The sequence below is a fragment of the Massilia endophytica genome (assembly GCF_021165955.1).
Lineage (GTDB): Bacteria > Pseudomonadota > Gammaproteobacteria > Burkholderiales > Burkholderiaceae_D > Rugamonas > Rugamonas endophytica.
On the sequence record NZ_CP088952.1, the window covers coordinates 2,234,807 to 2,258,661 of the forward strand.

At 65.8% G+C, this 23,855-nt stretch carries 19 protein-coding genes; 5 read left to right on the top strand and 14 right to left on the bottom strand.

Annotated elements, in window-relative coordinates:
• The 4 genes from LSQ66_RS09900 to LSQ66_RS09915 form a co-directional block, all read right to left on the bottom strand.
• On the bottom strand, positions 1–513 hold the full coding sequence (locus LSQ66_RS09900) for a hypothetical protein (RefSeq protein ID WP_231769610.1): 513 nt from the start codon (positions 511–513) through the stop codon (positions 1–3).
• Entirely contained in the window at positions 506–991 is a 486-nt protein-coding gene (locus tag LSQ66_RS09905) for a hypothetical protein (protein ID WP_231769611.1), read from the bottom strand. Before LSQ66_RS09905 ends, LSQ66_RS09900 begins: the two co-directional genes overlap by 8 nt.
• A 205-nt stretch (positions 992–1,196) precedes the next feature.
• On the bottom strand, positions 1,197–1,601 hold the full coding sequence (locus LSQ66_RS09910; protein WP_231769612.1) for a DoxX family protein: 405 nt from the start codon (positions 1,599–1,601) through the stop codon (positions 1,197–1,199).
• A 51-nt stretch (positions 1,602–1,652) separates the two neighbouring features.
• Positions 1,653–1,937 (bottom strand): hypothetical protein, encoded by a 285-nt coding sequence (locus LSQ66_RS09915; RefSeq protein ID WP_231769613.1) that lies wholly within the window; start codon positions 1,935–1,937, stop codon positions 1,653–1,655.
• A gap of 218 nt (positions 1,938–2,155) precedes the next feature.
• Here LSQ66_RS09915 and LSQ66_RS09920 point away from each other — a divergent pair, with 218 nt between their 5' ends.
• The 5 genes from LSQ66_RS09920 to LSQ66_RS09940 all read left to right on the top strand — a co-directional run bounded on the left by LSQ66_RS09920 (position 2,156) and on the right by LSQ66_RS09940 (position 7,334).
• Positions 2,156–3,358: a sialidase family protein gene (locus LSQ66_RS09920; RefSeq protein ID WP_231769614.1), complete on the top strand. Its 1,203-nt coding sequence runs from the start codon at positions 2,156–2,158 to the stop codon at positions 3,356–3,358.
• On the top strand, positions 3,355–4,032 hold the full coding sequence (locus LSQ66_RS09925; protein WP_231769615.1) for a hypothetical protein: 678 nt from the start codon (positions 3,355–3,357) through the stop codon (positions 4,030–4,032). The genes LSQ66_RS09920 and LSQ66_RS09925 overlap by 4 nt, the downstream gene beginning before the upstream one ends.
• A 24-nt stretch (positions 4,033–4,056) precedes the next feature.
• Positions 4,057–4,875, top strand: a complete 819-nt coding sequence (locus LSQ66_RS09930; RefSeq protein ID WP_231769616.1) for a hypothetical protein — start codon at positions 4,057–4,059, stop codon at positions 4,873–4,875.
• Positions 4,876–4,888: 13 nt separating this feature from the next.
• A complete protein-coding gene (locus LSQ66_RS09935; protein WP_231769617.1) occupies positions 4,889–6,853 on the top strand; it encodes an LTA synthase family protein in 1,965 nt (654 codons plus the stop codon).
• Positions 6,854–7,004: 151 nt separating this feature from the next.
• Positions 7,005–7,334: a hypothetical protein gene (locus LSQ66_RS09940; protein WP_231769618.1), complete on the top strand. Its 330-nt coding sequence runs from the start codon at positions 7,005–7,007 to the stop codon at positions 7,332–7,334.
• 3 nt (positions 7,335–7,337) lie between these two features.
• On the opposite strand, the gene LSQ66_RS09945 is transcribed toward LSQ66_RS09940, so the two are convergent.
• From LSQ66_RS09945 to soxC, 10 genes are all read right to left on the bottom strand, one after another.
• Positions 7,338–10,436, bottom strand: coding sequence for an EAL domain-containing protein (locus LSQ66_RS09945; RefSeq protein ID WP_231769619.1), 3,099 nt, complete (start codon positions 10,434–10,436; stop codon positions 7,338–7,340).
• Between the two features lie 160 nt (positions 10,437–10,596).
• Complete coding sequence (locus tag LSQ66_RS09950; protein ID WP_231769620.1) at positions 10,597–16,644, bottom strand: EAL domain-containing protein; 6,048 nt, start codon at positions 16,642–16,644, stop codon at positions 10,597–10,599.
• Positions 16,645–16,783: 139 nt separating this feature from the next.
• Complete coding sequence (locus tag LSQ66_RS09955; protein WP_231769621.1) at positions 16,784–17,287, bottom strand: thioredoxin fold domain-containing protein; 504 nt, start codon at positions 17,285–17,287, stop codon at positions 16,784–16,786.
• Positions 17,284–18,996, bottom strand: a complete 1,713-nt coding sequence (soxB, locus tag LSQ66_RS09960; protein ID WP_231770087.1) for a thiosulfohydrolase SoxB — start codon at positions 18,994–18,996, stop codon at positions 17,284–17,286. The genes LSQ66_RS09955 and soxB overlap by 4 nt, the downstream gene beginning before the upstream one ends.
• An 18-nt stretch (positions 18,997–19,014) precedes the next feature.
• Positions 19,015–19,623 carry a sulfur oxidation c-type cytochrome SoxX gene (gene soxX, locus LSQ66_RS09965; protein WP_231769622.1) on the bottom strand — a complete coding sequence of 203 codons (609 nt, stop codon included), beginning with the start codon at positions 19,621–19,623 and terminating at the stop codon, positions 19,015–19,017.
• 13 nt (positions 19,624–19,636) lie between these two features.
• Positions 19,637–20,440: a sulfur oxidation c-type cytochrome SoxA gene (soxA, locus tag LSQ66_RS09970; protein WP_231769623.1), complete on the bottom strand. Its 804-nt coding sequence runs from the start codon at positions 20,438–20,440 to the stop codon at positions 19,637–19,639.
• Between the two features lie 71 nt (positions 20,441–20,511).
• Positions 20,512–20,823 carry a thiosulfate oxidation carrier complex protein SoxZ gene (soxZ, locus tag LSQ66_RS09975; protein WP_231769624.1) on the bottom strand — a complete coding sequence of 104 codons (312 nt, stop codon included), beginning with the start codon at positions 20,821–20,823 and terminating at the stop codon, positions 20,512–20,514.
• A 46-nt stretch (positions 20,824–20,869) separates the two neighbouring features.
• Positions 20,870–21,331: a thiosulfate oxidation carrier protein SoxY gene (gene soxY, locus LSQ66_RS09980; RefSeq protein ID WP_231769625.1), complete on the bottom strand. Its 462-nt coding sequence runs from the start codon at positions 21,329–21,331 to the stop codon at positions 20,870–20,872.
• Between the two features lie 20 nt (positions 21,332–21,351).
• Positions 21,352–22,422 (bottom strand): c-type cytochrome, encoded by a 1,071-nt coding sequence (locus LSQ66_RS09985; RefSeq protein ID WP_231769626.1) that lies wholly within the window; start codon positions 22,420–22,422, stop codon positions 21,352–21,354.
• On the bottom strand, positions 22,406–23,764 hold the full coding sequence (gene soxC, locus LSQ66_RS09990) for a sulfite dehydrogenase (RefSeq protein ID WP_231769627.1): 1,359 nt from the start codon (positions 23,762–23,764) through the stop codon (positions 22,406–22,408). The genes LSQ66_RS09985 and soxC overlap by 17 nt, the downstream gene beginning before the upstream one ends.
• Positions 23,765–23,855 lie beyond the last annotated feature (91 nt).

Consider the following 23,855-nt stretch of genomic DNA (forward strand, 5'->3'; position numbering starts at 1 on the left):
TTATTCCTGGACAGGAATCGGCAGCGTCTGGCGGATGCCAAGTGCGACCGACTCGAATTCGATTTGATTGGGACTGAGCGCGGCCACCTTGTAGCCGCCTTCCAGCACTTCGCCTTGCCGCGCCAGCACCACCTGGTCGCCCAGCATGAGATAGACCACCGTGGCCTCGCCGTCCCGCATCTGGCCTACGAACTTGTATGGCAGCGGCGGTGGAGGCGGGGGCACGTTCGCCGCCGGCGCGGCACTGGCAGCGGCCTGCTGGGGCGGAGGGGGCGGCGGAGGGGGCTGCCAGCCGCGCGGCGCAAACGGGTCGCTGTCCGCGGCCACCCAGGCGGGCGACGCGCGCGCCGTCACGGTAGCGGCGGCGGCAGGCATGGCCACGGCCGCCGGCCTTGCAGGCCTGCCACGCGCCTCGGCAAACGGCGGCTCGTCCACGGGATAGAAGATGGCGGCAACCGTTGCCGCCAATGCCGCCGACAGGATGGCCCAGCGCTTTCCCGCGCCCTTATCCATGTTCGCCCCGGCGGAAGAAGGCGGAGAACGTGAGCTCGCAGGCCAGCGCGCTCGCGCCGATGTTCTCGCGGGTGCAGCGGATCGCATCGAGAGCGACGAAGGGCATTTCGGATGCCAGCGCCGCAACGAAGCGGCGCACCTGGGGGTAGCCGGTCTTCACCGACAAGCTGATGCGATAGCGCCAGTAAGGCTGGCCCGGCGGCGTTTCAAGGGTATAGCCCACTTCGTCCGTGACGAGCCCCACGTCCCTGGCGGTGCCCAGGAAACGATGGGCAAAATCGGCGCTGTCGAACTGCGGCAGAGGAACGGCGGCGGATGCCGCGGCGGGGCTGGCGGACGCGGGCGGGCGCGGCGACTGCCGGAGGGCGCGCAGCGCCTCCTGCTCGGTGTCCGCGGCATGGGTGGCCACGGCCAGGCTCAGGCTGGCCAGTACCAGCAATCCCGCCGCGCCGAGGAGGCCGATAACGGCTCCTGGCATGACGCGCAATTGCTGCCGGAAGTAAAAGCGAATCGCGCGGACGAGAATCAAGCAGCCACCAACAAACATCGTTAAAGAAATAACCGATGATTATAAGTAACTAAGCTTGCGTGAAAACTCACTAATTGTCACATTAACGTAAATTGGCGGGGGTGGCCGGTCAGGCCGTCGCACCTCCGCCACACATTGGGCCGGGGCCGCTGCGTCAGTTCCAGCGCCCGCCGCTGCCGCCTGCGCTGAAACGTCCCGCGCCCAGCAGCACGACAGCGACGGCAGAGAACAGGTACAGGGCCTGCAGTTCGATGGCCCAGCCGCCGGTGTTATTGACCTGGAAGATCTGCGCCGTGTGCACCAGCATGATCGCCACCACCATGTTGACGGCGATGACCAGGGCCGCGGCGCGCGTCCAGATGCCGATCAGCACCAGCAGCGGCGCCACCACTTCGCCCACGTAAACAAGATAGGCGAAGGCCGAAGGCAGGCCCGCCTTTTCCACCATGCCGACGATGGGGCCCACCCCGTTCGTCAGTTTCGATACGCCGTGAAAGAGGATCAAGAGCGCAAGCGCCGCACGCAAGACGAGCTTGCCGGTATCCTGAGCTGCTGCCATGGGGGACTCCTTATGATTTTGTTAGCGGAATCCCCATCATACGCCAACAGCTCAGCGCAGCGCCGCGGCGACCCGGTCGCCATAGCCCTGGCCGTGCAACTGGGATGCCAGCTGGATGGCGCGCAGGCTGCAGGCAACGGGGTCGGGTTCGGATTGTGAGCGCAGGCATTGTTCGCGCTGCTGCCGGGCGAAGGTTTCCGCCTCCACTCCCTCATCGCTGCCGCGCAGGTAGGCCTCGGCAGCGAAACTGGCGAGCACGGGCAGCGCCAGGAGCGCCAGCCCGAGCAGGGATCGGGCGGATGGGCGCACTGCCTGGCGGTGGCGGACACTGGACATGGTGGCTCCGGAACGGGTGGGCATGTGGACGCATGCTACGCGTCGAATATGTCGCTTCGGTGACGACTGCGCCGGAGTTTGATCTGGCGCAACAGTCGTGTTGCCAATATGTAATTGAATCTTGCGAGAATGTTTCCTCTCTGCTCGTCTTTATTGTAGGATAGTCCCTTTGCTTGTGGCGCACTGCACAGGCACGGACACCCGCAATAGGACACACGATGGAATTCTGGTTGCGCGCAAGCGACCCTGCCAGCCCAGAGCGCACGCGCAGCCGAGCCGCCAGCCTGTCCCGGTCCGGAAAACTGCTGTGCATCGCCGCTGTCCTGGCCATTGCCGGCGCCGAATACATCCGCTGGACGCACACCGTCCAGCAAGCCCCTTCCGCCTTGCTCGTCGAGCCCGCACAGCCGGGAAAAGTCAGCCTTACACCCCGCTCGAATTCGCTGCTGCCCATGCCCGCGAACGTCCCGTCCGCGCACGCCAGCGCCATGACGCCCCTGCCCGGCGGCCGCATGCTGGCCTTCTGGTGGGCAGGCACCCGCGAGGGCGCGCCCGACGTCAAGGTCTACGCCTCCTACTGGAATGAAGGCAAGTGGACAGAGCCCTGGGTGATCGCCAGCCGCGACACCCTGGCCGCGGCCCTCGGCTACGGCGTGCGCCGCATCGGCAATCCCGTGGCCTGGACCTCGGCCGACGGCACCATCGACCTCTTCGTGGTCGTAACCGGCATGGGAGGCTGGGCGACCTCGCGCCTGGTCCAGATGGTGTCTCACGACCTCGGCAAAACGCTCAAGGTTAAACGATTGCTCCCGATGTCGCCGATCTTCAACACGAGCGTGCTGGTGCGTAATTCGCCCCTCAGCCTGGCGGACGGCGGCTGGCTGCTGCCCGCCTATTTCGAGATCGGCCTCAAATACCCGCTGATGCTGGCCTTCGACCGGCACGGCGACCCGCGCTGGGTCTCGCGCATCGGCCAGCGCATCACGACCTTGCAGCCGACCGTGGTGCCCATGACCTCTTCCGTCGTCCACGCCTGGATGCGCGATGCGAGCAGCGAGCAGCGCATCCAGCAGGCGCGCAGCACCGACGGCGGCGCCAGCTGGACCGACCTGCCCGCACTGGACCTGCCGAACCAGGGCACCTCGCTGAGCGCCCTGCGCCTGAGCAACGGCAGCGTCCTGCTGCTCCACAACCACGCCCTGCCCGGCGGCTCGGACCGCAGCACTCTGCGCCTCTCTATTTCCGAGGATGGCCGCCACTGGTCGCACGTGACGGATATCGAGCATGGCAAGTCCGGCGAGGAGTATTCCTATCCGGACCTGCACCAGATCGGCAATGAACTGCACATCACCTATACTGCGCGGCGCCAGGCGATTGCCCACCACGTCTACGACCTGGCTTTCGGGGGACCACAGCAATGACCCTTCCTGATCTGGTATTGCAAACCGCCTACGGCAGGCTGGCCTGGGCCGTCGTGATGGCGGCCGTGATCCTCGGCTGGCTGCCGCCCGCCCTGCAGCGCTCATGGCGCGCCGCGGCGGGCCTGTTGTGCGGCCTTGCCTTGCTGGTGCTGCTGCCGGGGCAGCTCTCCCCTGCCTTCTGGCTGGCCATGGCCTTCCACTGGCCGAGCGGGCTGCTGCTGGGCTGCTGCGTCCTGCGCCTGTGGCAGCGCCTGCGGCCGGACAGAGGCCTGCAGGCCATGCCGCGCGAGTTCGCCGCGGCCGTCGCGGGCTTCGGCCTGGTGCTGTATGTGGACGCGATGGGCCTCACCTCGCTGGGCCTCTACTACTGGGGCTTTGCGCCGCGCGGCGCGCCCATGATGGCGCTGGCCGCCGCCATGCTGTGCGGCTTTGCGGTCATGCGCGGCATCATGCGCCCGCAGGCGGCCGCCGTGCTGGCGGCGCTGCTGCTGTTCTCCGCGCTGCGCCTGCCGAGCGGGAACCTGTGGGACGCACTGCTCGATCCCCTGCTGTGGGGCTGGGCGGTGGTTTCGCTGGGAGTGCAGGCATGGCGGCGGCGCGCGCAGCGCCCCGCGCCCGCTACGGCGCCGGAAATGGAAGTCGATGCTGCCCTGGTGGCCCGCCAGGGACAGTAAATATTGTTAACGAAGGAGTAGGCAGTGGTCATCCGCAAATGGTTTTCTCATCCGGTCATCGTCACCGGCATCGCCATCAATCTGTTTGTGCTGCTTCTGGCGCTTGCCTGGTCCGGCCCTCAGCACGCGGCCCAGCTTTCGCGGCTGCTGGTGGAAGACGGCATCGTGGAATGGATGCAGTTCCTCAGCTTCGCCATGACCTCCGGCCTTCTGCTGTTCGCGGCCTGCGAGCGCTGGCAGCGTTCGAAGTTTGACTTCGTGGTGTTCGCACTGCTCGGCATGGGCGCCGTGGTGGCCCTCGCCGCGATGGAAGAGATCAGCTGGTTCCAGCGCATCCTGCACGTGCAGTCGCCGGAGTTCTTCGCGCAGAATAACCGCCAGGCGGAGACCAACCTGCACAACCTGGCCATCGGCAGCAAGGGCAGCATCCACAAGACCATCCTGCTCAAGCTGATCGTTCTCGCAGGCCTCACGCACAACCTGGTGCTGCCGCTGCTGGCCCGCTGGCGCCCCGCCGTGCGCAGCTGGGTGGAGAAGCTGGGCGTCTACCTGCCGCCGCTGTGGGCCGCCGTCGTTTACCTGGTGCTGGTGATCCTCTCGCACGTGCTGACGGACCACGAGCGCAAGGGCGAACTGGGCGAGATGTTCGGCGCAGTACACTATATGGCAACCATTTTCTCGGCCTACTTCCTCGGCCAGAACTACGGCCAGCCTGCCGTGTTCGAGAACCCGGCCGACACGCGCCGTGTGGCAAAGCTGTTCAGCATACTCATGCTCTTCCTGCTGATGACCGCATGGCTGCTGAGTGCAGGCGCAGGCGCGATGGACGCGGTTCAAGGCTAAGCGGGGCGGAACGATGAAACAAGTTGCAGCGCGCGTGGCGCGGCTCACCCAGTGGGCCGGCCCTTACGCCACCCTGGTCCAGATGCTGTTCGCGGGCCTGGCCGTGCTTTCCCTCTCGCGCATCTGCCTCATCGCCTGGCAGTGGCAGCGCGTCAGCGCCACGGGGCTGCTGGGCGAGATGCTGGTACAGGGTGTTCGCGCAGACCTGATCCTGATCGGCTACCTGCTGGTGCCGCCATTGATGCTGGCGCCCCTGCTCGCCCACCGTTACGCAGCGCGCCTGTGGAAGCCGATTACCGTGGCCTGGGCAGGCCTGGCGCTGCTTTTCATCATTTTCATGGAACTGTCTTCGCCGCAGTTCATCATGCAGTTCGACCTGCGGCCGAACCGCCTGTTCATCGAATATCTCTCCTATCCGAAAGAAGTCGCGGCTACGCTCTGGAACGGCTTCCGTGTGGCACTGGTGCTGGGCGTGCTGGGCACCATCGTGCTCGGCGCGACCGTGTTCCGCCTGCTGAACGCGGCGTCGGCCAATGCGGCCATGTGGCGCTCCCGGGCCGTGCTTCTGAGCTGGCCGCTGCTCGTGATCCTGGTGGCGGTGCAGATCCGCTCCACCACGGACCACCGCCCCGCCAACCCGGCCACCTTCGCCCTGAGCGGCGACGCCATGGTCAATTCCCTCATCATCAATTCGCCGTGGTCGGTGCTGGACGCCATCAACTCCATGCGCAAGGAAGCCAATTCCTCCGAGATCTATGGCGAATTCCCGCGCGAGAAAGTGTTCAGCACCGTGAAAGCAGCGCCGTGGCTGCGCGACTACCAGTTCAACGATTCCGAGCTGCCCACGCTGCATGCGCAGCAGGCCGCCGTCTCGCGCGAGCGGCCGCTCAACCTGGTCATTGTGCTCGAAGAGAGCCTGGGCGCCACCTTCGTGAAGTCCCTGGGCGGCCTGCCCGTGACGCCGGAACTGGAGAAGCTGAAAGAGGAAGGCTGGTGGTTCGAGCAGCTGTACGCCACGGGCACGCGCTCGGTGCGCGGTATCGAAGCCGTGGTGGCGGGCTATGCGCCCACGCCCGCGCGCAGCGTGGTGAAGCTCTCGCTGGCCCAGCACAACTTCTATACGCTCGCACTCGGCCTGGGCAAGCAGGGCTACCACACGGAGTTCGTGTACGGCGGCGAGGCGCACTTCGACAATATGCGCGGCTTCTTTACAGGGAACGGCTTCCAGAACGTGGTGGACCGGCGCGACATGTCGCCGCGCTTCGAAGGCAGCTGGGGCGCGTCTGACGAGGACCTGTTCGACAAGTCGCTGGAACGCCTGAAGTTCCTGCACGCGCAGAAGAAGCCCTTCTTCAGCCTGATCTTCAGCTCTTCCAACCACGAGCCCTTCGAATTCCCGGACGGGAAAATCGCCCTGCACGACCCGAACAAGCAGACCGTGAACAATGCCGTGAAGTACGCGGACTTCGCCCTGGGCCGCTTCATCGCCGAGGCGAAGAAGCAGGACTACTGGAAGGACACGGTCTTCCTGATCGTGGCCGACCACGATAACCGCGTGTACGGCAACAGCCTGGTGCCGGTCAAAAAGTTCCACATTCCCGGCCTGATCCTGGGCGCGGACATCACGCCCAAGCGCATTACGACGCTGGCCAGCCAGATCGACCTGGCGCCGACCCTGCTGTCGCTGATCGGCGTGTCAAGCACCCATCCCATGATTGGCCGCGACCTGGTGAAGGACGGCAGTTCGCCGGGCCGCGCCCTCCTCCAGTTCGACAACTACTTCACCTGGCTGGAAGACGGCACGGCGACCATCCTGCGCCCGAGCCAGCCGCCCATCCTCGGCAACTACAATGCCGCCAGCGGCGAGCTGCAGCTGACCGACCGCACGCCGAGCCAGGCCCAGGTCGATCAGGCCATGGCCCATGTCATCCTGCCTTCCCTGCTCTACCGCGAGCAGCGCTATCGCCTGAGCAAGTAAGCCCGTACCATCAGGAAAGTGTTGTTTTAAAACCAGCCTTGAGATCCCTCAAAGGTGCGCCATGCACCCTTGAGGGATTTGATCTGCGTCCAAGCCGGCAATTGGCATAACGTCCAGACTGAGCGCTCTCATCCACAGAAAGGAGGGCATCATGGAAATCCAGGACGATACCGAGGCGCTGCGCCAGCTGTTCATGCAGATGGAACCGGAGATTGGCGACGTCGAATCCGTGCACAAGGCGGAGCTGGACCCGGAAGCAGCGCTGACGCTGATGGCCAACCCCAAGGCCGCGCTGAAGGCGATGAACATTCCGGTGAGCGCCGAATCGCATGTGCAGATTACGATGAAGAACCGGGCCGACCGCGAGGTGGACGATGCGCTCACCGCAGCCCGCACCGCCCGCCTGCGCAGGATCATTGTGATCGTGATCCACTACCGCAACTGCGATTCGGACATCATCATCATCGCAACGCGGTCGTAGAATTTACGCCGCAACGGATTCGGCGCGGCGCACCAGCCAGTGGTAGCGGAAGGCTTCGGCGATGCTGGCCCGCAGGCGTTCGTCGTCCCAGGGCTTGGCATGGAAGCGGAACACCGCGCCGCTGTTGGTGGCGTCGATGATCGAATCCACCCCCGTGTACCCCGACAGCATGATACGGATCGTGTCGGGGTACAGGGACTTCACCTTCGACAGGAACTCGCTGCCGCTCATGCCGGGCATGCGCTGGTCCGACAGCACCACCTGCACATCGTGCAGTGCCAGCTGGGCCAGGCCCTCTTCGCCCGAACTGGCGCGCAGGATATGATAGCCGTCGCGCCGCAGCAGGCGCACCAGGGCCGCCGTCACGTTCTCCTCGTCGTCCACGATCAGCAGGGTCTGGCGCGGCTTCTCGCTCAGCTCCTGATGCGCAATCCGCCGGTCCTCCGCCATCAGCAGCTCGAGCTCCGGCGCGGGCAGCGCCCTGCTGTAGTAATAGCCCTGGATGCTGTCGCAGCGGTGGCGGCGCAGGTAGGCCAGCTGGTGCTCCGTTTCCACGCCTTCCGCCACCACCCGCAGCTGCAGGCTGTGCGCGAGCGCGATGATGGAGCGGGCGATGGCCGCCTCCTGCGGGTCCGTCGTGATATTGCGCACGAAGGACTTGTCGATCTTCAGCGCGTCGATGGGCAGGCGCTTGAGGTAGGAAAGGCTGGAATGCCCGGTGCCGAAATCGTCCAGCGACAGGGTCACGCCCAGCCGTTTCAGGCCGTGCAGGGTGTTGAGCGCCGCGTCCACATCCACCATGATCACGCTCTCGGTGAGCTCGATATCGAGGGCACCGCCCGGCAGGCCGCTGCGTTCGAGCACGGCAGCGACGCTGTCGATCAGGTCCGGCTGGTGGAACTGGTTCACCGACAGGTTGACGCTCACGCGCAAATGCTCATGGCCCGCCTCGTGCCAGCGGCGCGCCTGCATGCAGGCTTCTTCCATTACCCAGGCGCCGATCTCCAGGATCACGCCCGTTTCCTCGGCGATGCGGATGAAGCGGTCCGGCGGCACCATGCCCAGCTGCGGATGCTGCCAGCGCAGCAGCGCCTCCACGCCAGCCAGGCGCCCGGTGCGCATTTCCACCTGCGGCTGGTAGTGCAGCCGCAGCTCGCCGTGCGCCAGCGCGCAACGCAAGTCGTTTTCGATGCGCAGGCGGTCGATGGCGCGTTCGTTCATTGCGGCGGTATAGAACTGGAAGCTGTTGCGCCCGAAGGTCTTGGCGCGCCGCATGGCGATTTCGGCGTTCAGCATGAGGCAGTCGGCCGTTTCGCCGTCGGAGGGGTAGACCGCAATACCGGCGGTGCAGCCGAAGGTGTATTCCTGGCCCTCGATGGTCAGCGGCGCGGCCAGCGCCTCGCGCATGCGCTGCACGGCGGTGGTGACGGTGTGCTCGTCGCTCACTTCGGAGAGCATCACCACGTACTCGTCGCCCGCCACGCGCGCGGCGATGTCACCGGTGCGCAGCGCAGACTGGAGACGGCGCGCCATCATCTGCAGCACCGCGTCGCCCGCCTGGTGGCCCAGCGCATCGTTCACCACCTTGAAGCGGTCCAGGTTGATGCAGATGACCCAGACGTGGCCGCCGATGCCGCTGGCCTTGTCGATCGCCTTCACGCCCTGCTCGCGCAGGAGCTGGCGGTTGGCCAGGCCCGTGAGCGCGTCGTAGTTCGAGCGGTATTCGCGTTCGGCTTCCTCGGCGCGCTTGCGTTCGGAGATGTCGGCCAGCGCGCCGGTGATGCGCAGCGCCTTGCCTCCCGCATCCCGGCTGACCACCGTGCCGCGCGAGAAGACCCATCTCCAGCTGCCGTCCTTGCAGCGCATGCGAAGCTCGCTGGCAAAGTTCTCGGCTTCTCCCGAGAAGTGTGCCTCCAGGGCCGCCGTCACCGCCGCGTGCTCGTCGGGGTGCACGAGCCCGATCCAGGTTTCGATCCTGTTGCCCAGCTCCCGGATGCCATAGCCCAGTATCTGCTCCAGGCGGGAGGAGAAATACAGCTCGCCGGTGACGATATCCCAATCCCACAGCACTTCGCTAGCGCCCTCCAGCGCATAGCGCCAGCGCTGTTCGCTCTGTTCCAGGGCAATGCGCGCCTGTTTGCGCTGCTGCATGCCGGCGAAGACCACGTAGCCTATCAGGATGATGGCAAGCGACATGGCTGCGCCGCCGAAGTGCAGCATATTGCGCTGCCGGTAGTAGGCCGCCACCAGCGACTCCTTGGAGCGGCCGACGGACACCACCAGCGGATAGGCGGGCAGCTGGCGCCAGCTATACAGGCGCTCGATGCCGTCGACCTGCGACACGCGGAACACCGAGGTCACGCTGTTCGCCTCGCTCGGAGGGGGAACCTGAGGCAGGTTGCGCAGCACCTGGTTAAGGCCCCCGTGCGGGGTGGGCGAACGCGCGAGCAACTGCCCGCTGGGGCGCATCAGCGTCACAGTGCCCGCCGGGCCCAGGTCGATCATCCTGGAGAAGCGCACGAAATACTCCGGGTCCACGGAAAGGACCATCACTCCGCCGAACCTGCCCTGGCCGTCGAACACGGGCCGCGTGAACTGCACCGACCAGCGCTTCGACACCCGCCCCAGCACGGGCGCGCTCACAAAGAGGTTGTCGCCCCCGTCCAGGTGGGCGCGGAAGTGCTCGCGGTCGCTCAGGTCGATGGGCGCCGCCTTCGGATCGTTGCTGGAATAGACGAGCCTCCCGCCGGCATCCAGCACGGATACCTGGAAGGCGACGCGGCGAGCGAGATTGGACTGGCGCTTGCGCACCTTGTCCGGAAAACTGGCGGGATTGGCCTCCCAGTGGTCGCGCAGGTCGAGCAGGGTCAGGTCCAGCGCCCTCACCGTGGAATTGGCTTCTTCGGAGAACACCCGCACGAGGTTCTCGGCATCCTTCTGGGCTTCCGCCAGCGTGCGCTCGTAGGCATAGCGCGCGGCCATCCCGAGCACCAACCACAGGAAGGTCAGGGTACATCCGACCAGGATCGCCAGCTTCCACTGTGTAGACAGCGTCAGCGGCGCCTCTCCGTCGGGCGGGCGTTTTTGTTCTGAGTTCTGCAAGATATTCCCCGTCGTTCAATAGCAGCTGCAGCGTATTCGGGGCTTCGGGGGCGGGGAAGCGTAGGTGGGAGGATCTTTCGGTGCGCTCTTTCGCACACGGTTTCATATTGCCACATGGAAATTAAAAATGCAATCAAAATCCTGCTTTGGTGTTGCGGGATCAACGCTCCGCGAAGGAGCTGTCCAGCAGATCCGAGAAGCGCTGGGCGGGCACGGCCTTGCTGTAATAGAAACCCTGGGCGCAGTGGCAGCCGTGGGCCAGAAGGAAGCTCACCTGCTCGCCCGTTTCCACGCCCTCGGCCATCACGCCCAGCTCCAGGCTGTCGGCCATGGCGATGATGGCGGTGATAAGGGCCCGGTGGTTGCGGTCCGTACCGATGTCGCGCACGAAGGACTGGTCGATCTTCAGGGCATGCACGGGGAAGCGCTGCAGGTAGGCCAGGCTCGAATAGCCGGTGCCGAAGTCATCCACCGAAAGCTTCACGCCCATGTCGCGCAGCCTGCTCAGGGTAGCCAGCGTGGCCTCGCTGTTGCGCAGGAAGAGGCCTTCCGTGATCTCCAGCTCCAGGGCGTCCGCGGGCAGCCCGGCCTCGTCGAGGATCTGGCCCACCATGGTGCAGAAGCCCGCCGCTTCCAGCTGGCGCGGCGAAAGGTTGACGGCAACCTTCAGGTTCGCGTGGCCCGCATCGCGCCAGCTCTGCAGCTGGCGGCAGGCCTGGCGCAGCGCCCACTCCCCTATCGGCACGATCAGGCCCGATTCTTCCGCATTGGCGATGAAGCTGCCGCAGGAGATGGGCGCATGGCCTGCGCGCCGCCAGCGCAGCAGGGCTTCCGCGGCAAATATCCGGCCGCTTTCCATCTGCACCTGCGGCTGGTAGTGCAGGATGAATTCGTCGTGCAGCAAGGCCTGGCGCAGGCGCCTGCCCACCTCCAGCCGCTGCTGCGCAACGAGATTGAGCCCCTCGGTGAAGAACTGGAAGTTGCCGCGCCCCTTCTCCTTGGCGTGGTACATGGCGGTATCGGCGGTGCGCATCAGCGTTTCCACGTCGGTGGCGTCGTCCGGGTACAGGCTGATGCCGATGCTGCATCCCGCATGCAGTTCATGGCCATCGATGTGATAAGGCTGGATAAGGGCGTCCAGGACGCTCTTCGCCACCCCGGCCACGTCGTCTTCCTCCGTCAGCGCGGGCAGGCAGATAACGAACTCGTCGCCGCCCAGCCGCGCCACGCTGTCGCCCTCGCGCACGCAGTTCTGCAGCCGCTCGGCCGCCATGCGCAGGATCGCATCGCCGAACTGGTGGCCCAGGGAGTCGTTGATGTACTTGAAGTGGTCCAGGTCCACGAAGAGGATCGCCACGCGGTACTGGTTGCGGTGGGCGTAGGAGATGGCCTGCTCCAGGCGGTCCTGCAGCAGGGTGCGGTTGGGAAGGCCCGTCAAGGCGTCGTGGTTGGCCATGTGGCGCATCTGGTCCTCCGCCCTCTTCCGCTCGCTCAGGTCCACGGCGAAACTCACGCCCTGCTCGCTCGCGCCGTCGAACATGGCGGCCGCCGTGAGCACGGGCACGCGGCTGCCGTCCTTGCGCAGGTATTCCTTCTCGTAGGGGCGGCAGGTGCCGCTGCGCCGCAGCTCGGCCACGGCCCGCTCGTCGGCGGGCTTCCATTCGGGCGGCGTCATGCCGGTGCAGCTCACCTTGCCCGCATCCAGGTCGGCGCGGCTGTAGCCGATGATGTCGAGCGCCGCGTCGTTCGCGCCCGTGATGCGGCCGTTCAGGTCGTAGAACATGATGCCCACGATGTTCGATTCGAACAGCCTGCGGATGCGCGACTCCCGCTCCTGCAACTCCGAATACAGCCTGGCGTTTTCCAGCGAAATGGCGGCGCGGGACGAGAGCAGCTGCAGCACCGACACGCGTTCAGGCGCGAAGGCATGCGTCACCAGGCCGCTTTCCAGGTAGAGCATGCCGATCAATACATCTTCCCGCAGCACGGGCAGGCAGAGCACGGACTTGGGCTGGCGGTTGGCGAAATAGGGGTCGCGCGAGAAGGCGTTGGGCTGTGCCGCATCGGGCAGCAGCACCTGCACGCGGCGGCGCCTGACGTAATTGAGAACGGAGGCAGGCAGAAGGCCCGGCGGCAAGGCCCGTTCCATGTGCACGTTCACCTGCACCGTGCTGCGGTCCAGCGTGGCATCCGCGGCCAGCCTGAGTTTGTCGCCGCGCACCAGCACCAGGTAGCCGGTCTGCGCACCCGCGTTCTCGAGCACGATATGCATCAGCGTGTCGACCAGCTCCGTCAGAACCAGCTGGCCTGAGATGGCCTGCGCGGCCTTGCCTATCGATAGCAGGTCCAGGCGTGTGGCATCGCGTTCCACGCCCGCTGGCGCCACCGCGGCCTGTGCCAGCAGATGGGGATGGGCGGCATCGATCTGCGCTGTCTTGCCGTCCGCTCCCCAGCGGGCGTAGGCGGCGCGCGCCTCGCGCAGATAGGTGTCCGCAATGAGCTCGAAACCGCGCCCGCGGTAGAAGCCGGACGCCAGTTCGAGCGCGATGGCGGCGTTCTGGATAAAGCCGTTCTCCGAGGCCGAGCGGATCGCCAGTTCGTACAGTCCCGCCGCCTCGTCGTGGCGGCCTTCGATGCGCGCGGTCTCGGCCTCCAGCAGGGCGAGGCGGTCGCCGAAGTTCGCTGGGCAGGCATCCGCCCACAGCTGGTGGCGGCTGCGCTCCTGCGCGAGCACCTCGGCATATTCCCTTCGCTCGGCCTCCGCCGCCTGCGGATAGAGGGCGGCGGCCGCCAGGCCCAGGAAAAAGTGATGCGGCGCGTCGAACAGAATCAGGCTGCCCGAACTGTGCTCGTAGTGCGCCGCCTGGCGGCCAGCTGCCATCGCCCCTGCGTAGTCGCCGTAGATGAAGGACGCCATCTGCTTGATGATGAAGGAGCTTTGCAGGCCGAAGCCGAAGCTGGCCTTTTCGAGGGCCGCAATGCAGGCCGCCTCCTTGAAGTCCGCGTCGTCCATGCTGCCCGGCGAACTGGTGAGCCCTTTCAGGCTGGCCACGAGCTGCTGTTCGAAACGGATGGTCTGGAACACCGTGTCGTTGTGGCTGTCCCTGGCGAACTCGCACTCGCGCGCCGCCCTGGCGCCGACTTCGTCCAGCGGCACGCCTTCCTGCACCATGGCCCAGAAATAGGTCATGGTCACATAGCTCGCATACACCAGGTCTCCCACGTCCAGGCTGGCGGCAAAGCCTTCCTCCAGCATGGGGCGGATCTCGGAAACGGCATGGCTGTAGAAGCCATAGGCGATGGCATGGGTTGCGATGATGTGGCCCTTGCGCCGCCGTCCGCCCAGCTGTTCGTGCAATTTCATTGCCATGCGCGAGAATTCGAGCGACGAGCGGATATCCGAGCGCCGCGACAGCAGGATGCCATAGGCGCTGTAGGCGAAACTGGAATCCTCCGTATTCCCGTGCTGCAGGGAGAGCCTGACTCCGCGCGCCACCATCAGCGAGAAATAGTCCGGCTTGACCATGTACGCGGCCGGTATGCCTTCGGCCAGCAGGGCCAGGAGGGCCGCCACATCGGGGTCGGCCAGCGGAGGGGCCTCGGCGATGTCCGCGATGCGGCGGCCTTCCAGCAAGTGGGCGATTTCCTGGATCTCCGCCTCGATGGCCGCTTCCACCGCTTCATCCTCCGCGGGGAAGGTCTCGCCGAACAGGCGGGCCCCCACGGCCATGGATTCAACGGAATCGTCCAGGCGGCCCGCCATCTGGTTGAGGGCGATGCGCAGCATGTAGAGCCGCGCACTGTCGCGGCGCGACCTGGCATGCCCCAGCACCTGGTTTGCCAGCTCGTCCGCCCGCTTGAAGTGACCGGCCAGGCTTTCACACTCCGACAGCGCAAGGAACAGTTCGAGCGTATCGCCGTATTCCTTTTCCCAGGCATCGGCGGGCAGCAGCTCCATGCTGCGGTTCAGGAAGCTGCGCGCCGAGTCCAGGGCCACCGAGGCCTTGGCCCTCATGCCCGCCCTGAAATTCAATTGGCGCAGCAAGGTTCTGCCGCTGTCGTCGGCAATGGCGGCGGCGCCGCGGTTGAACTGGTCGGCGATGGCGAAGAGCGTTTCCCTTGCATCCGCGCCGCCTGCCATGAGGCTCCGGCCGATCTGCAGGTGGAGGGCCGCGCGTTCGGCTTCGGGCAGGGAAAGGTAGGCCGCTTCCTGAACGCGGTCATGCAGGAACTTCAGCTTGCCGCCGGTGCGGAAGACCAGCCCGGCGCGCACGGCCGAGCCCAGTGCCGCCTGCGCCTCCCCTTCCGGCAGGCCGGAGAGGCTTATCAGGGTGGCGGCCTGCGTTTCGGAACCGAGGCAGGCAAGCAGCTGCAGCAGCGTGCGGGCCGTGCCGGACAGCCGGGACAGTTTCTCGACCATCAGTTCGGCCACATTGTCGGTATAGCCCTTGGCGGCTATGCGTTCCAGGTCCCAGTGCCAGATTCTCGTCCTGGGGTCGACGGCGATCAGGCCCTCCTCGGCCAGCGCGAAAACAAACTGGCCGACGAAAAAGGGATTGCCGCCCGTTTTCTCATAGACCACACGCACCAGGGGCGCGGCGGCGTCCGGCCCGCAGTGCAGCATCTCACCGATGAGCAGGCCCGCCTCCGGCTCAGCCAGCGGCGCCAGGGAAATCTCCGTCAGGGGCACGCCTTCCTTGCGCATCCAGCTCAGCGTCATGGCCAGCGGATGCACTGGCCCCACCTCGTCGTCGCGGTAGGCGCCCACCACCTGCAGCCAGGACTGGCCCGGTGCGTTCATCAGGTCTTTCAGCAGATGCAGGGTGCCGGCATCGGCCGCGTCCAGGTTGTCCAGGAAGAGCGTCAGGGGGTGCGCCTCCTGGGCGAACACGCCGATAAAGCGCAGGAAGACCAGGCGGAACCGGTTCTGCGCCTCGAAGGGCGGCACCTGCAGCAGCGGCTTCTGCGGACCGATCACCAGCTCCATCTGGGGCAGCACGTCCACAATGAGCTGCCCGTTGTCGCCCACGGCCGCGAGGATCTGCGTGCGCCACGAGGCAAGCTCTTCCTCGCTCCCCGCCAGCAGCTGCTCAACCAGCGCCTCGAAGGCCTGGGTCACGGTGCAGTACGGCACTTCGCGCTGGTAACGGTCGAACTTGCCGGAAATGAAGAAGCCGTGCCGTTCGAGAATGGGCTGGTGCAGCGCTTCCACCAGGGTGCTCTTGCCCACGCCCGCACCGCCCGACACGAGGGCAAGGCCGGGGCGGCCCGATGCCAGCACGGCGCCATGGCTGGCCAGCAGCTGCTGCAGTTCCTCTTCGCGGCCGATCAGCCTGTGCGGCATCTCCAGGCGGTCGCTCGTGTCCTTCAGGCCCAGCGGGAAAGGCGCGACGCTGCCATCCGCCTCCCACTGCCGCAGGCATTGCTCCAGGTCGGCGTGCAGGCCCTGCAGGCTCTGGTAGCGGTCCTCCGGCATCTTCTGCAGCAGCTTGAGCACGATGGCCGAGAGCACGGCCGGAATGGCGGGATCGATATCCGACGGCGGTTCGGGCACGCTGGCCAGATGGCAGTGCATCCATTCCAGCGGATCGTTGCCCTGGCACGGCAGGCGGCCCGTCAGCATGCGGTAGAGCGTGATGCCGAGGGAATAGTAGTCGGCCCGGTAGTCGATGGCGCGGCTCATCCTGCCCGTGTGTTCGGGCGAGATATAGGCCCAGTCGCCGATGCGCGGCTGCTCGGGCGTTGCTGCGGGTACAGATTCACTGCTGGCCAGGCTCAGGTCCATCAGCAGCAGCCGCTCGCCCGGCAGCAGCATGAGGTTGGCGGGCCGGAAGTCGTGGTCGACGATATGGGCGGCATGCAGTGCGCCCAGCACCTGGGCCAGCTGCATGGCAAGGCGCAGGCAAGCCGGGAGGTCGAATTTGTGGCGCTCCAGCACGCTCTCGAAGAGCTCGCCCTGCACCGGGTCCAGCACCATGAGCAGTCTGCCGGGCTCATCGATAAGCAGCCTGGGCTTGGCGACACCGGGCGCATCCAGCCCCTGGAAGATGGCATACTCGCGCCGGAACCGCTCGGCCTCGACCGCAATCTCCTCCGAAGCAAGCAGCTTCAGCAGAACCGGCGATCCATCAAGGACGCGCCTGCCGCGATGCAGGTACGAGCCTGTCGTGGCGCCAACCCGCTCGAGGATGTGATATTGCGTCGGCATGATGGCTCGCCTTCAGCGACTTTTGATCACTTTCATAGTAAGTGCATCGATAAAGACGTGCAAGCGGAGCGCACCCTAACGGAATGGACTCATCCAGCTAAGTGGATGCGGGTGTTCAACACCCGTTGCAATACGAGCGTTAAGCTGCGCTGCGGCAGCTGCAGCTGCGCTCGCCTGCGGGGCGGGCGGCCAGCTTGTGCTGGGCTTCTTCGAAGGCATTGTCGAGGTAGCCGCCGTAGAGGCCGGCGACGTCGCCGCCGACGATGGGATCGGCCAGGGGGCGGCCGCAGGGGTCCGCCAGGATGACGACGGGCGCGACCTTCACGCCCGCCTTGCGCGCCACGGCGCGGTGCGTGGCGGCCCCGGCGAAGCCGGTTACGGGCTGCACGCTGTCGATCACCACTTCGCGCACAATCTCGCCCCGCTGCAGCAGCCCGGGCATATAGCTCTGCCGCAGCTGCTCGCAGAAGCGGCATCCCGGCAGTGTGAAGAACAGCACCACCGGTTTGCCCTGCTCGCCCGCCTGCCTGCAGTCGGCCTGCCAGCCGGACAGCATGGGCACAGCCGATGCAGCGTGCGCGGCGCAGGCGGCCAGCAGCGCGGCCAGGCCGAGTGCGCGCTTCAGCTGGCGGCGGATCGTCATGCCAGCATGCCCGGATTGCCCTGCACGCCGATCAGGCGCGGCGTGTTGAGCTTGCGCGCGCTCACGGTCTTGTGGCTGCGCAGCCAGCCTGCCACCACGTCCCATACGGGCTCGCCGCTGGCGCCTTCGGCCACCGGCGCCCAGCCTGCCACCTTGTACTTGCGGTCCGCGTCGATCGGCTTGCCGTTCAGGCGCATGTCCTGGATGCGCGAGCCCATCTTCGCGCCGGGCTCGATGGCGTAGCTCATGCCGCCCACGCGCACCATGTCCCCGCCCTGCTGGTAGTAGGGGTCGGGATTGAACAGGTTGTCCGCCACGTCCTCCAGCACCGTCTTGATGGTGGCGCCGCTCATTTCCGTGAGCGTGGTGTAGGAATAGGTGGTCGCCGTCTGGTCCATCAGCTGCTCCATGAGGATCGGGCTGTCCGGCAGCAGCGAGGTGCCCCAGCGGAAGCCTGGCGAGAAGGCGATGTCCGCGCCCTTCGCTTCCATGAGCGCATCCACGATCAGCTGGTCGAAGGTGCCATTGAAATTGCCGCGGCGGTAGAGGGTGCCTTCGGTGACGGCCAGCTGCTCGCCCAGTTTCGCTTCATAGGGCGCGCGGATGCGGGTGATGAGCGCCTCCATCTCCTTGTCCGCGGGGAGGAAGCGCGAGAATACGGGCAGCAGCTTGTAGCGGAAGTCCGATACCTTCCCGCCGCGCACATCGAAGTCCAGCACCCCGAGGAACTTGCCGTTCGATCCGGCGTTCGTCACCAGCGTCTTGCCGCCCGCGTTGGACACGATCACGGGCTGCGGCACGCCGTCGTGCGTGTGGCCGCCGAGGATGGCGTCGATGCCGCGCACGCGCGAGGCCATCTTCAGGTCCACGTCCATGCCGTTATGCGAGAGCACGACGACGACCTTGGCGCCCTTGCCGCGCGCCTCGTCCACCATCTTCTGCATATTCTCGTCCTGGATGCCGAAGGTCCATTCGGGGACGAAGTGGCGCGGGTTCGCAATGGGCGTGTAGGGGAAAGCCTGGCCGATCACTGCCACCGGCACGCCATTCATTTCCTTGATCACATAGGGCGGGAATACCTGGTCGCCAAAGTCCGCGCTCCTGATGTTCTGCGCGACGAAATCGACCTTGCCCTTGAAGTCCTTCTCCACGATCTCCTTCACGCGCGCATCGCCCAGGGTCATTTCCCAGTGCGCCGTCATCACGTCCACGCCAAGGGCGAGGCAGGCGTCCACCATGTCCTGGCCCTTGGTCCAGAGCGCGGTGGCGGAGCCCTGCCAAGTGTCGCCGCCGTCCAGCAGCACTGCGCCGGGGCGGCTGGCCTTCATGCGCTTGACCAGCGTGGAGAGATGCGCGAAACCACCCACCTTGCCGTAGGTGGCCGCCGCCTTTTCGAAGTTCAGGCAGGTGAAGGCGTGCGCCTCGCGCGTACCCGGCCGCATGCCAGCGGCCTTCAGCAGGTGCTCGCCGACGAGGTGGGGCATGCGCCCCACCGCATCGCCCACGCCGAGGTTCACGCTCGGCTCGCGAAAGTACACGGGCTTGAGCTGCGCGTGGCAGTCGGTGAAGTGCAGGAAGTGCACGTTGCCAAAGCGCGGCAGGTCGTAAAGCTTGTCGGCCGAAGGCGCTGCCAGCACCTCGGGCGCGTCGAGCATCATGCCGCCGGCGGCGGCAATGCCCATGACCTGCATGAATTCACGGCGGTTCAAACCCATGGCGTTCCTACCTTACTTGTTGACTGGGGACTGGGGATCGAGCAGGAGCGCCATCACGTCCTTCATCTGCTGCTCGGTCAGCACGCCGTTGTGGCCGAAGCGCGGCATGCGCGAGCAGGCATTGAAGGCCTGCGCGTTATACAGCTTGGCCCAGGTGTACTTCAGGATCGCTTCGCTGTCGCCGCGCAGCTTGCCGTACTGGTACAGCGAGGGGCCGATGTTCCCGAAGGAGATCTCTTCCTTGCTCACCTGGTGGCATGCGTAGCAGTTGCCGCCGTTCGGGTCGCCCACCTTGTCCGAGGACTGCATGCCACGGCCGCTCTGGGCGATCTTCTCGCCTGCCTTCCAGTCGCCCAGATAGCTGCCGTCGGCCGGATACTTCACCGTCTTGAGCTGGGCTTCTTCCAGCGCCTTGGCCTTTTTCGCTGGCAGGGGCGTGGCGGAACTGCAGGCTTTCTGGGCCTCGTCCTGCTCCGTCACCCTTTCCAGCGTGGCGGGTCCCTTGGATTTGAAATCGGCTTTGAGCAGCGCGGCCGCTTCCTGCGCATACTTGTCCGCTGCCGCTGCCGAGCCTCCGCACAGGAGGACGGCGATTGCCATGATGGTCTTCAGCTGTTTCATCGTCTGTGTCTCCTTAGCGTTTGAGCGCGGGGCCCTGATAGACGCCGCCATTGGCGTTACGCGCCAGGAACATGGTCACGGCCGTAATGGCCTCGGAGGCATACACGGGCTCGGGGAAGCGCTGCTGGCGGAAGCAGTCGTTCAGGCGGTGCTGCATGGTGCGCACCTCGCCCTGCGACACGCGGTAGGCGGGCCAGGTGGCATAGGCGGCCTGCGCGTCAGCCTTCACGGTCAGGTTGGGCAGATCCTGCATGCGGATGCGCTGCTTGTCCGCGCTGTGGCAGCTGGCGCAGGCGAAATCGTGGGAGCCGCCGCGGTAGTAGAACAGCTTCTTGCCGATTTCGTAGGCGCGCTTCTCTTCCGGGTGCGACATGGCCACATTCATCTTGATGCCGCGCGACTGGGAGGTGATGTAGGCAACCATCGGTTCGATGTCGGAAGCCTTGCCGGTGGCGCTGAAGGGCTGGGCCGAGGCCTGTTCCGCCGTCAGGCCCTGCAGCGTCATGCGGCAATGCATGAGGCGCTGTTCCAGGTCCATGACCTTCTTCGTATCCTTGAAGTAGCGAGGCAGCTCCGCGTAGGCGCCCTTCAGCACGCCGGGACCCTTGCCCAGGTCGCACTGTTCGAGCGAGACATTGTTCGGACCGGCCTTCTGCTTCCAGAGTTCCTCGCCGCGCATCTCCCACAGTTCCGCGGGATTGCCGTCTGCCAGCAGCTGGCGGTATTTCGCGATCTCGTCGCTCTGGCCACCGGCCAGGGCCAGGGCCGCCGCGGCGAAACCCGCCGCGCCAACCAGCACTTTGCTTATGTGTCTCATCTTGTCTCCTCGATATGGACCTGCGGTCTGCGCCGCCATGGCGGCCATGCTTGTGGCACGGCCGGTGCGAATCAGGACACCACCGCCTCGTCGCTGCGGCTGTCGCCCTGGTTGTCGTTCCAGCTTACGGTGATCTTGTCTCCCTTCTTGCCGCCCTTGAACTTGAAGGACAGGAAGGGGTCTTTCGATACCGAAGTGCCCATCAGGCTGTCGAGCACCACCTTGTCGTTGCACTTGGCGACCAGCTTCTGGATGAAGTGCGCCGGAATGGCCTTGCCGGAAGCGTCCTTGCGCTGGCCGGTTTCCATGTCGTGGCGCATCAGGACTTTCACTTCAACGACGTCGCCGTTGGCGCTGGCGCGAATGCGCATCGGGTTACCCATGTTTATTCCTCGATTGATATGGTTGAACGAAGGGACAGCACCGGCATCAGCCGCCGCAGCCGCCCAGGGTGACCTTGATCTCCTTGCTGGCGATCAGCCACTTGCCGTCGGCCTTGACCAGCGCGTGCACGTTCGAGGTGCCGCCCATTTTCACGCGTGTGCCGATCACCGCTTCCGTCCCTTCCGGGATGGTGAAGGCGGCCGACAGCGGGTTGGGGTTCTTCTCGACCAGGATGGCCATGTATTCGGTCTTCGGCACATTGCTGGTGACGGTCACGGGCACCACGGCGCCGTTCTCCGCGATGTCCGGGCCGGTCACGGCGATATCCGCGCTCACGGCTGCGCCGCTGGCGCCGATGGCCTTGAGCGCATCGTCCAGTGACTTGGCGTCGAAGCCGCTGGCGTTCCAGTCGGCCGCCAGCGCCATGCCCGGCTTGAGAATGCCCGCGCTGATCGCCAGGCCCATCACCGTTGCAATGCGCAACAGCTCGCGTCGATTCTGATTCATTTGCATCTCCTCACTAGAATTCATTTGGCGCCATTCAGTATCCAGCCTGCCAGCGCCTGCAGGTCCGCATCCTTCAATTGTGCCTGCGGCGGCATGGGCACAGGGCCCCAGACGCCGGAACCGCCAGCCTTGATCTTGGCCGCCAGGGCGGCGCCTGCCTTCGCGTCGCCCTTGTACTTGGCGGCGATCTGCGCGAAGCCGGGGCCCACGACCTTGTCCTTCAGGCCGTGGCAGCCAAGGCAAGCATTCTGCTGGGCCAGGGCCAGCGCGTTGTTCTTGGCCGGTGCTGCTGCAGGAGCTGCCGCGGGGCGGGCCACCGGGGCCGCAGCGGCGACGCCACGGCCCGCCAGCGGGGCAGTGGCGGCGGGCTTCGTGGTATCCACGCCGCGCACCGCGCCGAAGCCGCGGTTCTGCTCCGCCACATTGCCGTGCGCGTTGCGCGACACATCCGGCAGCGTGGAACGCAGGTCGGTCGGCGGGCAGTCCTTCATGCAGGCCACGCTCTTCACATCCGGCTTGCCCTTCACGTCCCACATGCCGTGCGCATTCGTCATGCCGTTACGGTTCGGCATGCGCTTCTGCACCTCGGCGATGTTCTTGTCCGACAGGGTGAAGTCGTCCGGCACCACTTCGGCCATGTTCAGGATATAGGCCACCACGGAATACACTTCGTCGGTACTGAGCGACTTGGGCGCGGTCCATGGCATGGCGCGGTTCACATAGTCCCACAGCGTGGATACGGTGGCCACCTTCATCATGGTAGTACGCTGCGGCTGGCGGTTGTTCGCCAGCGCCGCCACACGGCCGGTCTTGATGTCTTCAGCCGTGGTGCCGCCGATGATGGGGGTGAACACCTCGTTCGATTCGCCGAAGGTGCCGTGGCAGGAAGCGCACTTGCCCTCCCACACGGCCATGCCCGCAGACACGGTGCCCGAGCCTTTCGGCAGGCCCTTGAAATCCGGACGCACGTCGATATCCCACGCAGCGATTTCCCTGGCGGTGGCGGGACGGCCCACATTGACCAGGGTCTGCGCCTGGGCGGCGCCTGCCACGAACGCCAGCGCGAACAGGAGCTTAGTAAACCTGGACATTCGACACCTCGCCCGATTCCGCCACTTTCCAGGACTGGATGGCGTTGTTGTGATAGATGGAGCGCGTGCCGCGCACGGCACGCAGTTCATTGATCTTCGGCTGCACGTAGCCCGTTTCGTCGATGGCGCGCGACTGCAGCACGCAGGGGGCGCCGTCCCACACCCAGTCGATATTGAAGCGGGTGAGGCATTTGCCCAGCACAGGGCCTTCCAGGCGCGCGGTGCGCCAGTTGCGGCCACCGTCCACCGACACGTCCACGCGCTTTACCTTGCCGCGGCCCGACCATGCGAGGCCGGTGATGTTGTAGAAGCCCTTGTCCAGCAGCTGCTGGCCGCCGGACGGCGTGGTGATCACGGACTTGCATTCCTGGATGGAGGTGTACTGGCGGTAGGTTCCATCCGGCATGCCGTCGATGTAGTGGATTGCCTCGTCCTTGGTGGCCCAGGGCTGGTCGCCCACTTCGATGCGGCGCAGCCACTTCACCCAGGACACGCCCTGCACGCCCGGCACCACAAGGCGCAGCGGATAGCCGTTCTCGGGACGCAGCATTTCGCCGTTCATGCCCCAGGCGACGATCACGTCGTCCAGCGCGCGCGAGATATCGATGGTGCGCGTCATCGAGGAGCCGTCCGCGCCTTCCGCCAGAATGAACTTGCCATTCTTCTTGTCGTAGCCGCAGTCCTCCAGCAGCACGGACAGGGGCACGCCGGTGAATTCGCTGCAGCTCAGCATGCCGTGCGAATACTGCACGGTGGGCACGGCCACATTGCCCCATTCCATGGCGGTATTCGCGCCGCACTCGATGAAGTGCATGCGCGACACCGACGGAAGGCGCATCAGGTCATCCATCGTGTAGACCTTGGGATTCTTCACCAGGCCATTGATCATGAGGCGGTGCTGCGCGGGATCGATGTCGTGCCAGCCCTGGTGATGGCGCTCGAAATGCAGGCCGCTGGGGGTGATGATGCCGAACAGGCCTTGCAGCGGCGTGAAGGCCACCGAAGCCTGCGACACGCGGGTCAGGCCCGGCGACTCGCGGCGCAGCAGATTGGTTTCGTATTTGGACGGCACGCCGTAGGGATTGGCCGCCACGGGCTGGCCCAGGGTGCGCGAATGCTGCGGCAAGGTCAGGATGGCGGGATCGCCCTCCCCCGCCGCCTGCGCCGCTGCGCGCCCTGCCGCTCCCGCTGCCAGCGCAGCGCCGGCCGCCATGAAGCTCCTGCGCAGGAAGCCGCGCCGCTCGGCGCTCAGGCCTTCCTTGGTGATTTCGTGCGCCAGCTCCGGCGCCACGAAGTTCTCGGGCGCCTTGACGATGCGTCCCGATTTGCTGTTGTCTCTCATCCGCCTTCTCCGCCAATAATGCTTATTATTTGACTATATAACTATAGACGCATATCTGTCCAGAGAGAATCATATTTTTCTTGTCTCCCGT

What these genes read in the sequence shown, in the direction of transcription:
- LSQ66_RS09900 (WP_231769610.1), bottom strand. Translation starts at nt 513, where the DNA reads ATGGATAAGGGCGCGGGAAAGCGCTGGGCCATCCTGTCGGCGGCATTG.
- LSQ66_RS09905 (WP_231769611.1), bottom strand. Translation starts at nt 991, where the DNA reads ATGCCAGGAGCCGTTATCGGCCTCCTCGGCGCGGCGGGATTGCTGGTA.
- LSQ66_RS09910 (WP_231769612.1), bottom strand. Translation starts at nt 1,601, where the DNA reads ATGGCAGCAGCTCAGGATACCGGCAAGCTCGTCTTGCGTGCGGCGCTT.
- LSQ66_RS09915 (WP_231769613.1), bottom strand. Translation starts at nt 1,937, where the DNA reads ATGTCCAGTGTCCGCCACCGCCAGGCAGTGCGCCCATCCGCCCGATCC.
- LSQ66_RS09920 (WP_231769614.1), top strand. Translation starts at nt 2,156, where the DNA reads ATGGAATTCTGGTTGCGCGCAAGCGACCCTGCCAGCCCAGAGCGCACG.
- LSQ66_RS09925 (WP_231769615.1), top strand. Translation starts at nt 3,355, where the DNA reads ATGACCCTTCCTGATCTGGTATTGCAAACCGCCTACGGCAGGCTGGCC.
- LSQ66_RS09935 (WP_231769617.1), top strand. Translation starts at nt 4,889, where the DNA reads ATGAAACAAGTTGCAGCGCGCGTGGCGCGGCTCACCCAGTGGGCCGGC.
- LSQ66_RS09940 (WP_231769618.1), top strand. Translation starts at nt 7,005, where the DNA reads ATGGAAATCCAGGACGATACCGAGGCGCTGCGCCAGCTGTTCATGCAG.
- LSQ66_RS09950 (WP_231769620.1), bottom strand. Translation starts at nt 16,644, where the DNA reads ATGCCGACGCAATATCACATCCTCGAGCGGGTTGGCGCCACGACAGGC.
- LSQ66_RS09955 (WP_231769621.1), bottom strand. Translation starts at nt 17,287, where the DNA reads ATGACGATCCGCCGCCAGCTGAAGCGCGCACTCGGCCTGGCCGCGCTG.
- soxX (WP_231769622.1), bottom strand. Translation starts at nt 19,623, where the DNA reads ATGAAACAGCTGAAGACCATCATGGCAATCGCCGTCCTCCTGTGCGGA.
- soxA (WP_231769623.1), bottom strand. Translation starts at nt 20,440, where the DNA reads ATGAGACACATAAGCAAAGTGCTGGTTGGCGCGGCGGGTTTCGCCGCG.
- soxZ (WP_231769624.1), bottom strand. Translation starts at nt 20,823, where the DNA reads ATGGGTAACCCGATGCGCATTCGCGCCAGCGCCAACGGCGACGTCGTT.
- soxY (WP_231769625.1), bottom strand. Translation starts at nt 21,331, where the DNA reads ATGAATCAGAATCGACGCGAGCTGTTGCGCATTGCAACGGTGATGGGC.
- LSQ66_RS09985 (WP_231769626.1), bottom strand. Translation starts at nt 22,422, where the DNA reads ATGTCCAGGTTTACTAAGCTCCTGTTCGCGCTGGCGTTCGTGGCAGGC.
- soxC (WP_231769627.1), bottom strand. Translation starts at nt 23,764, where the DNA reads ATGAGAGACAACAGCAAATCGGGACGCATCGTCAAGGCGCCCGAGAAC.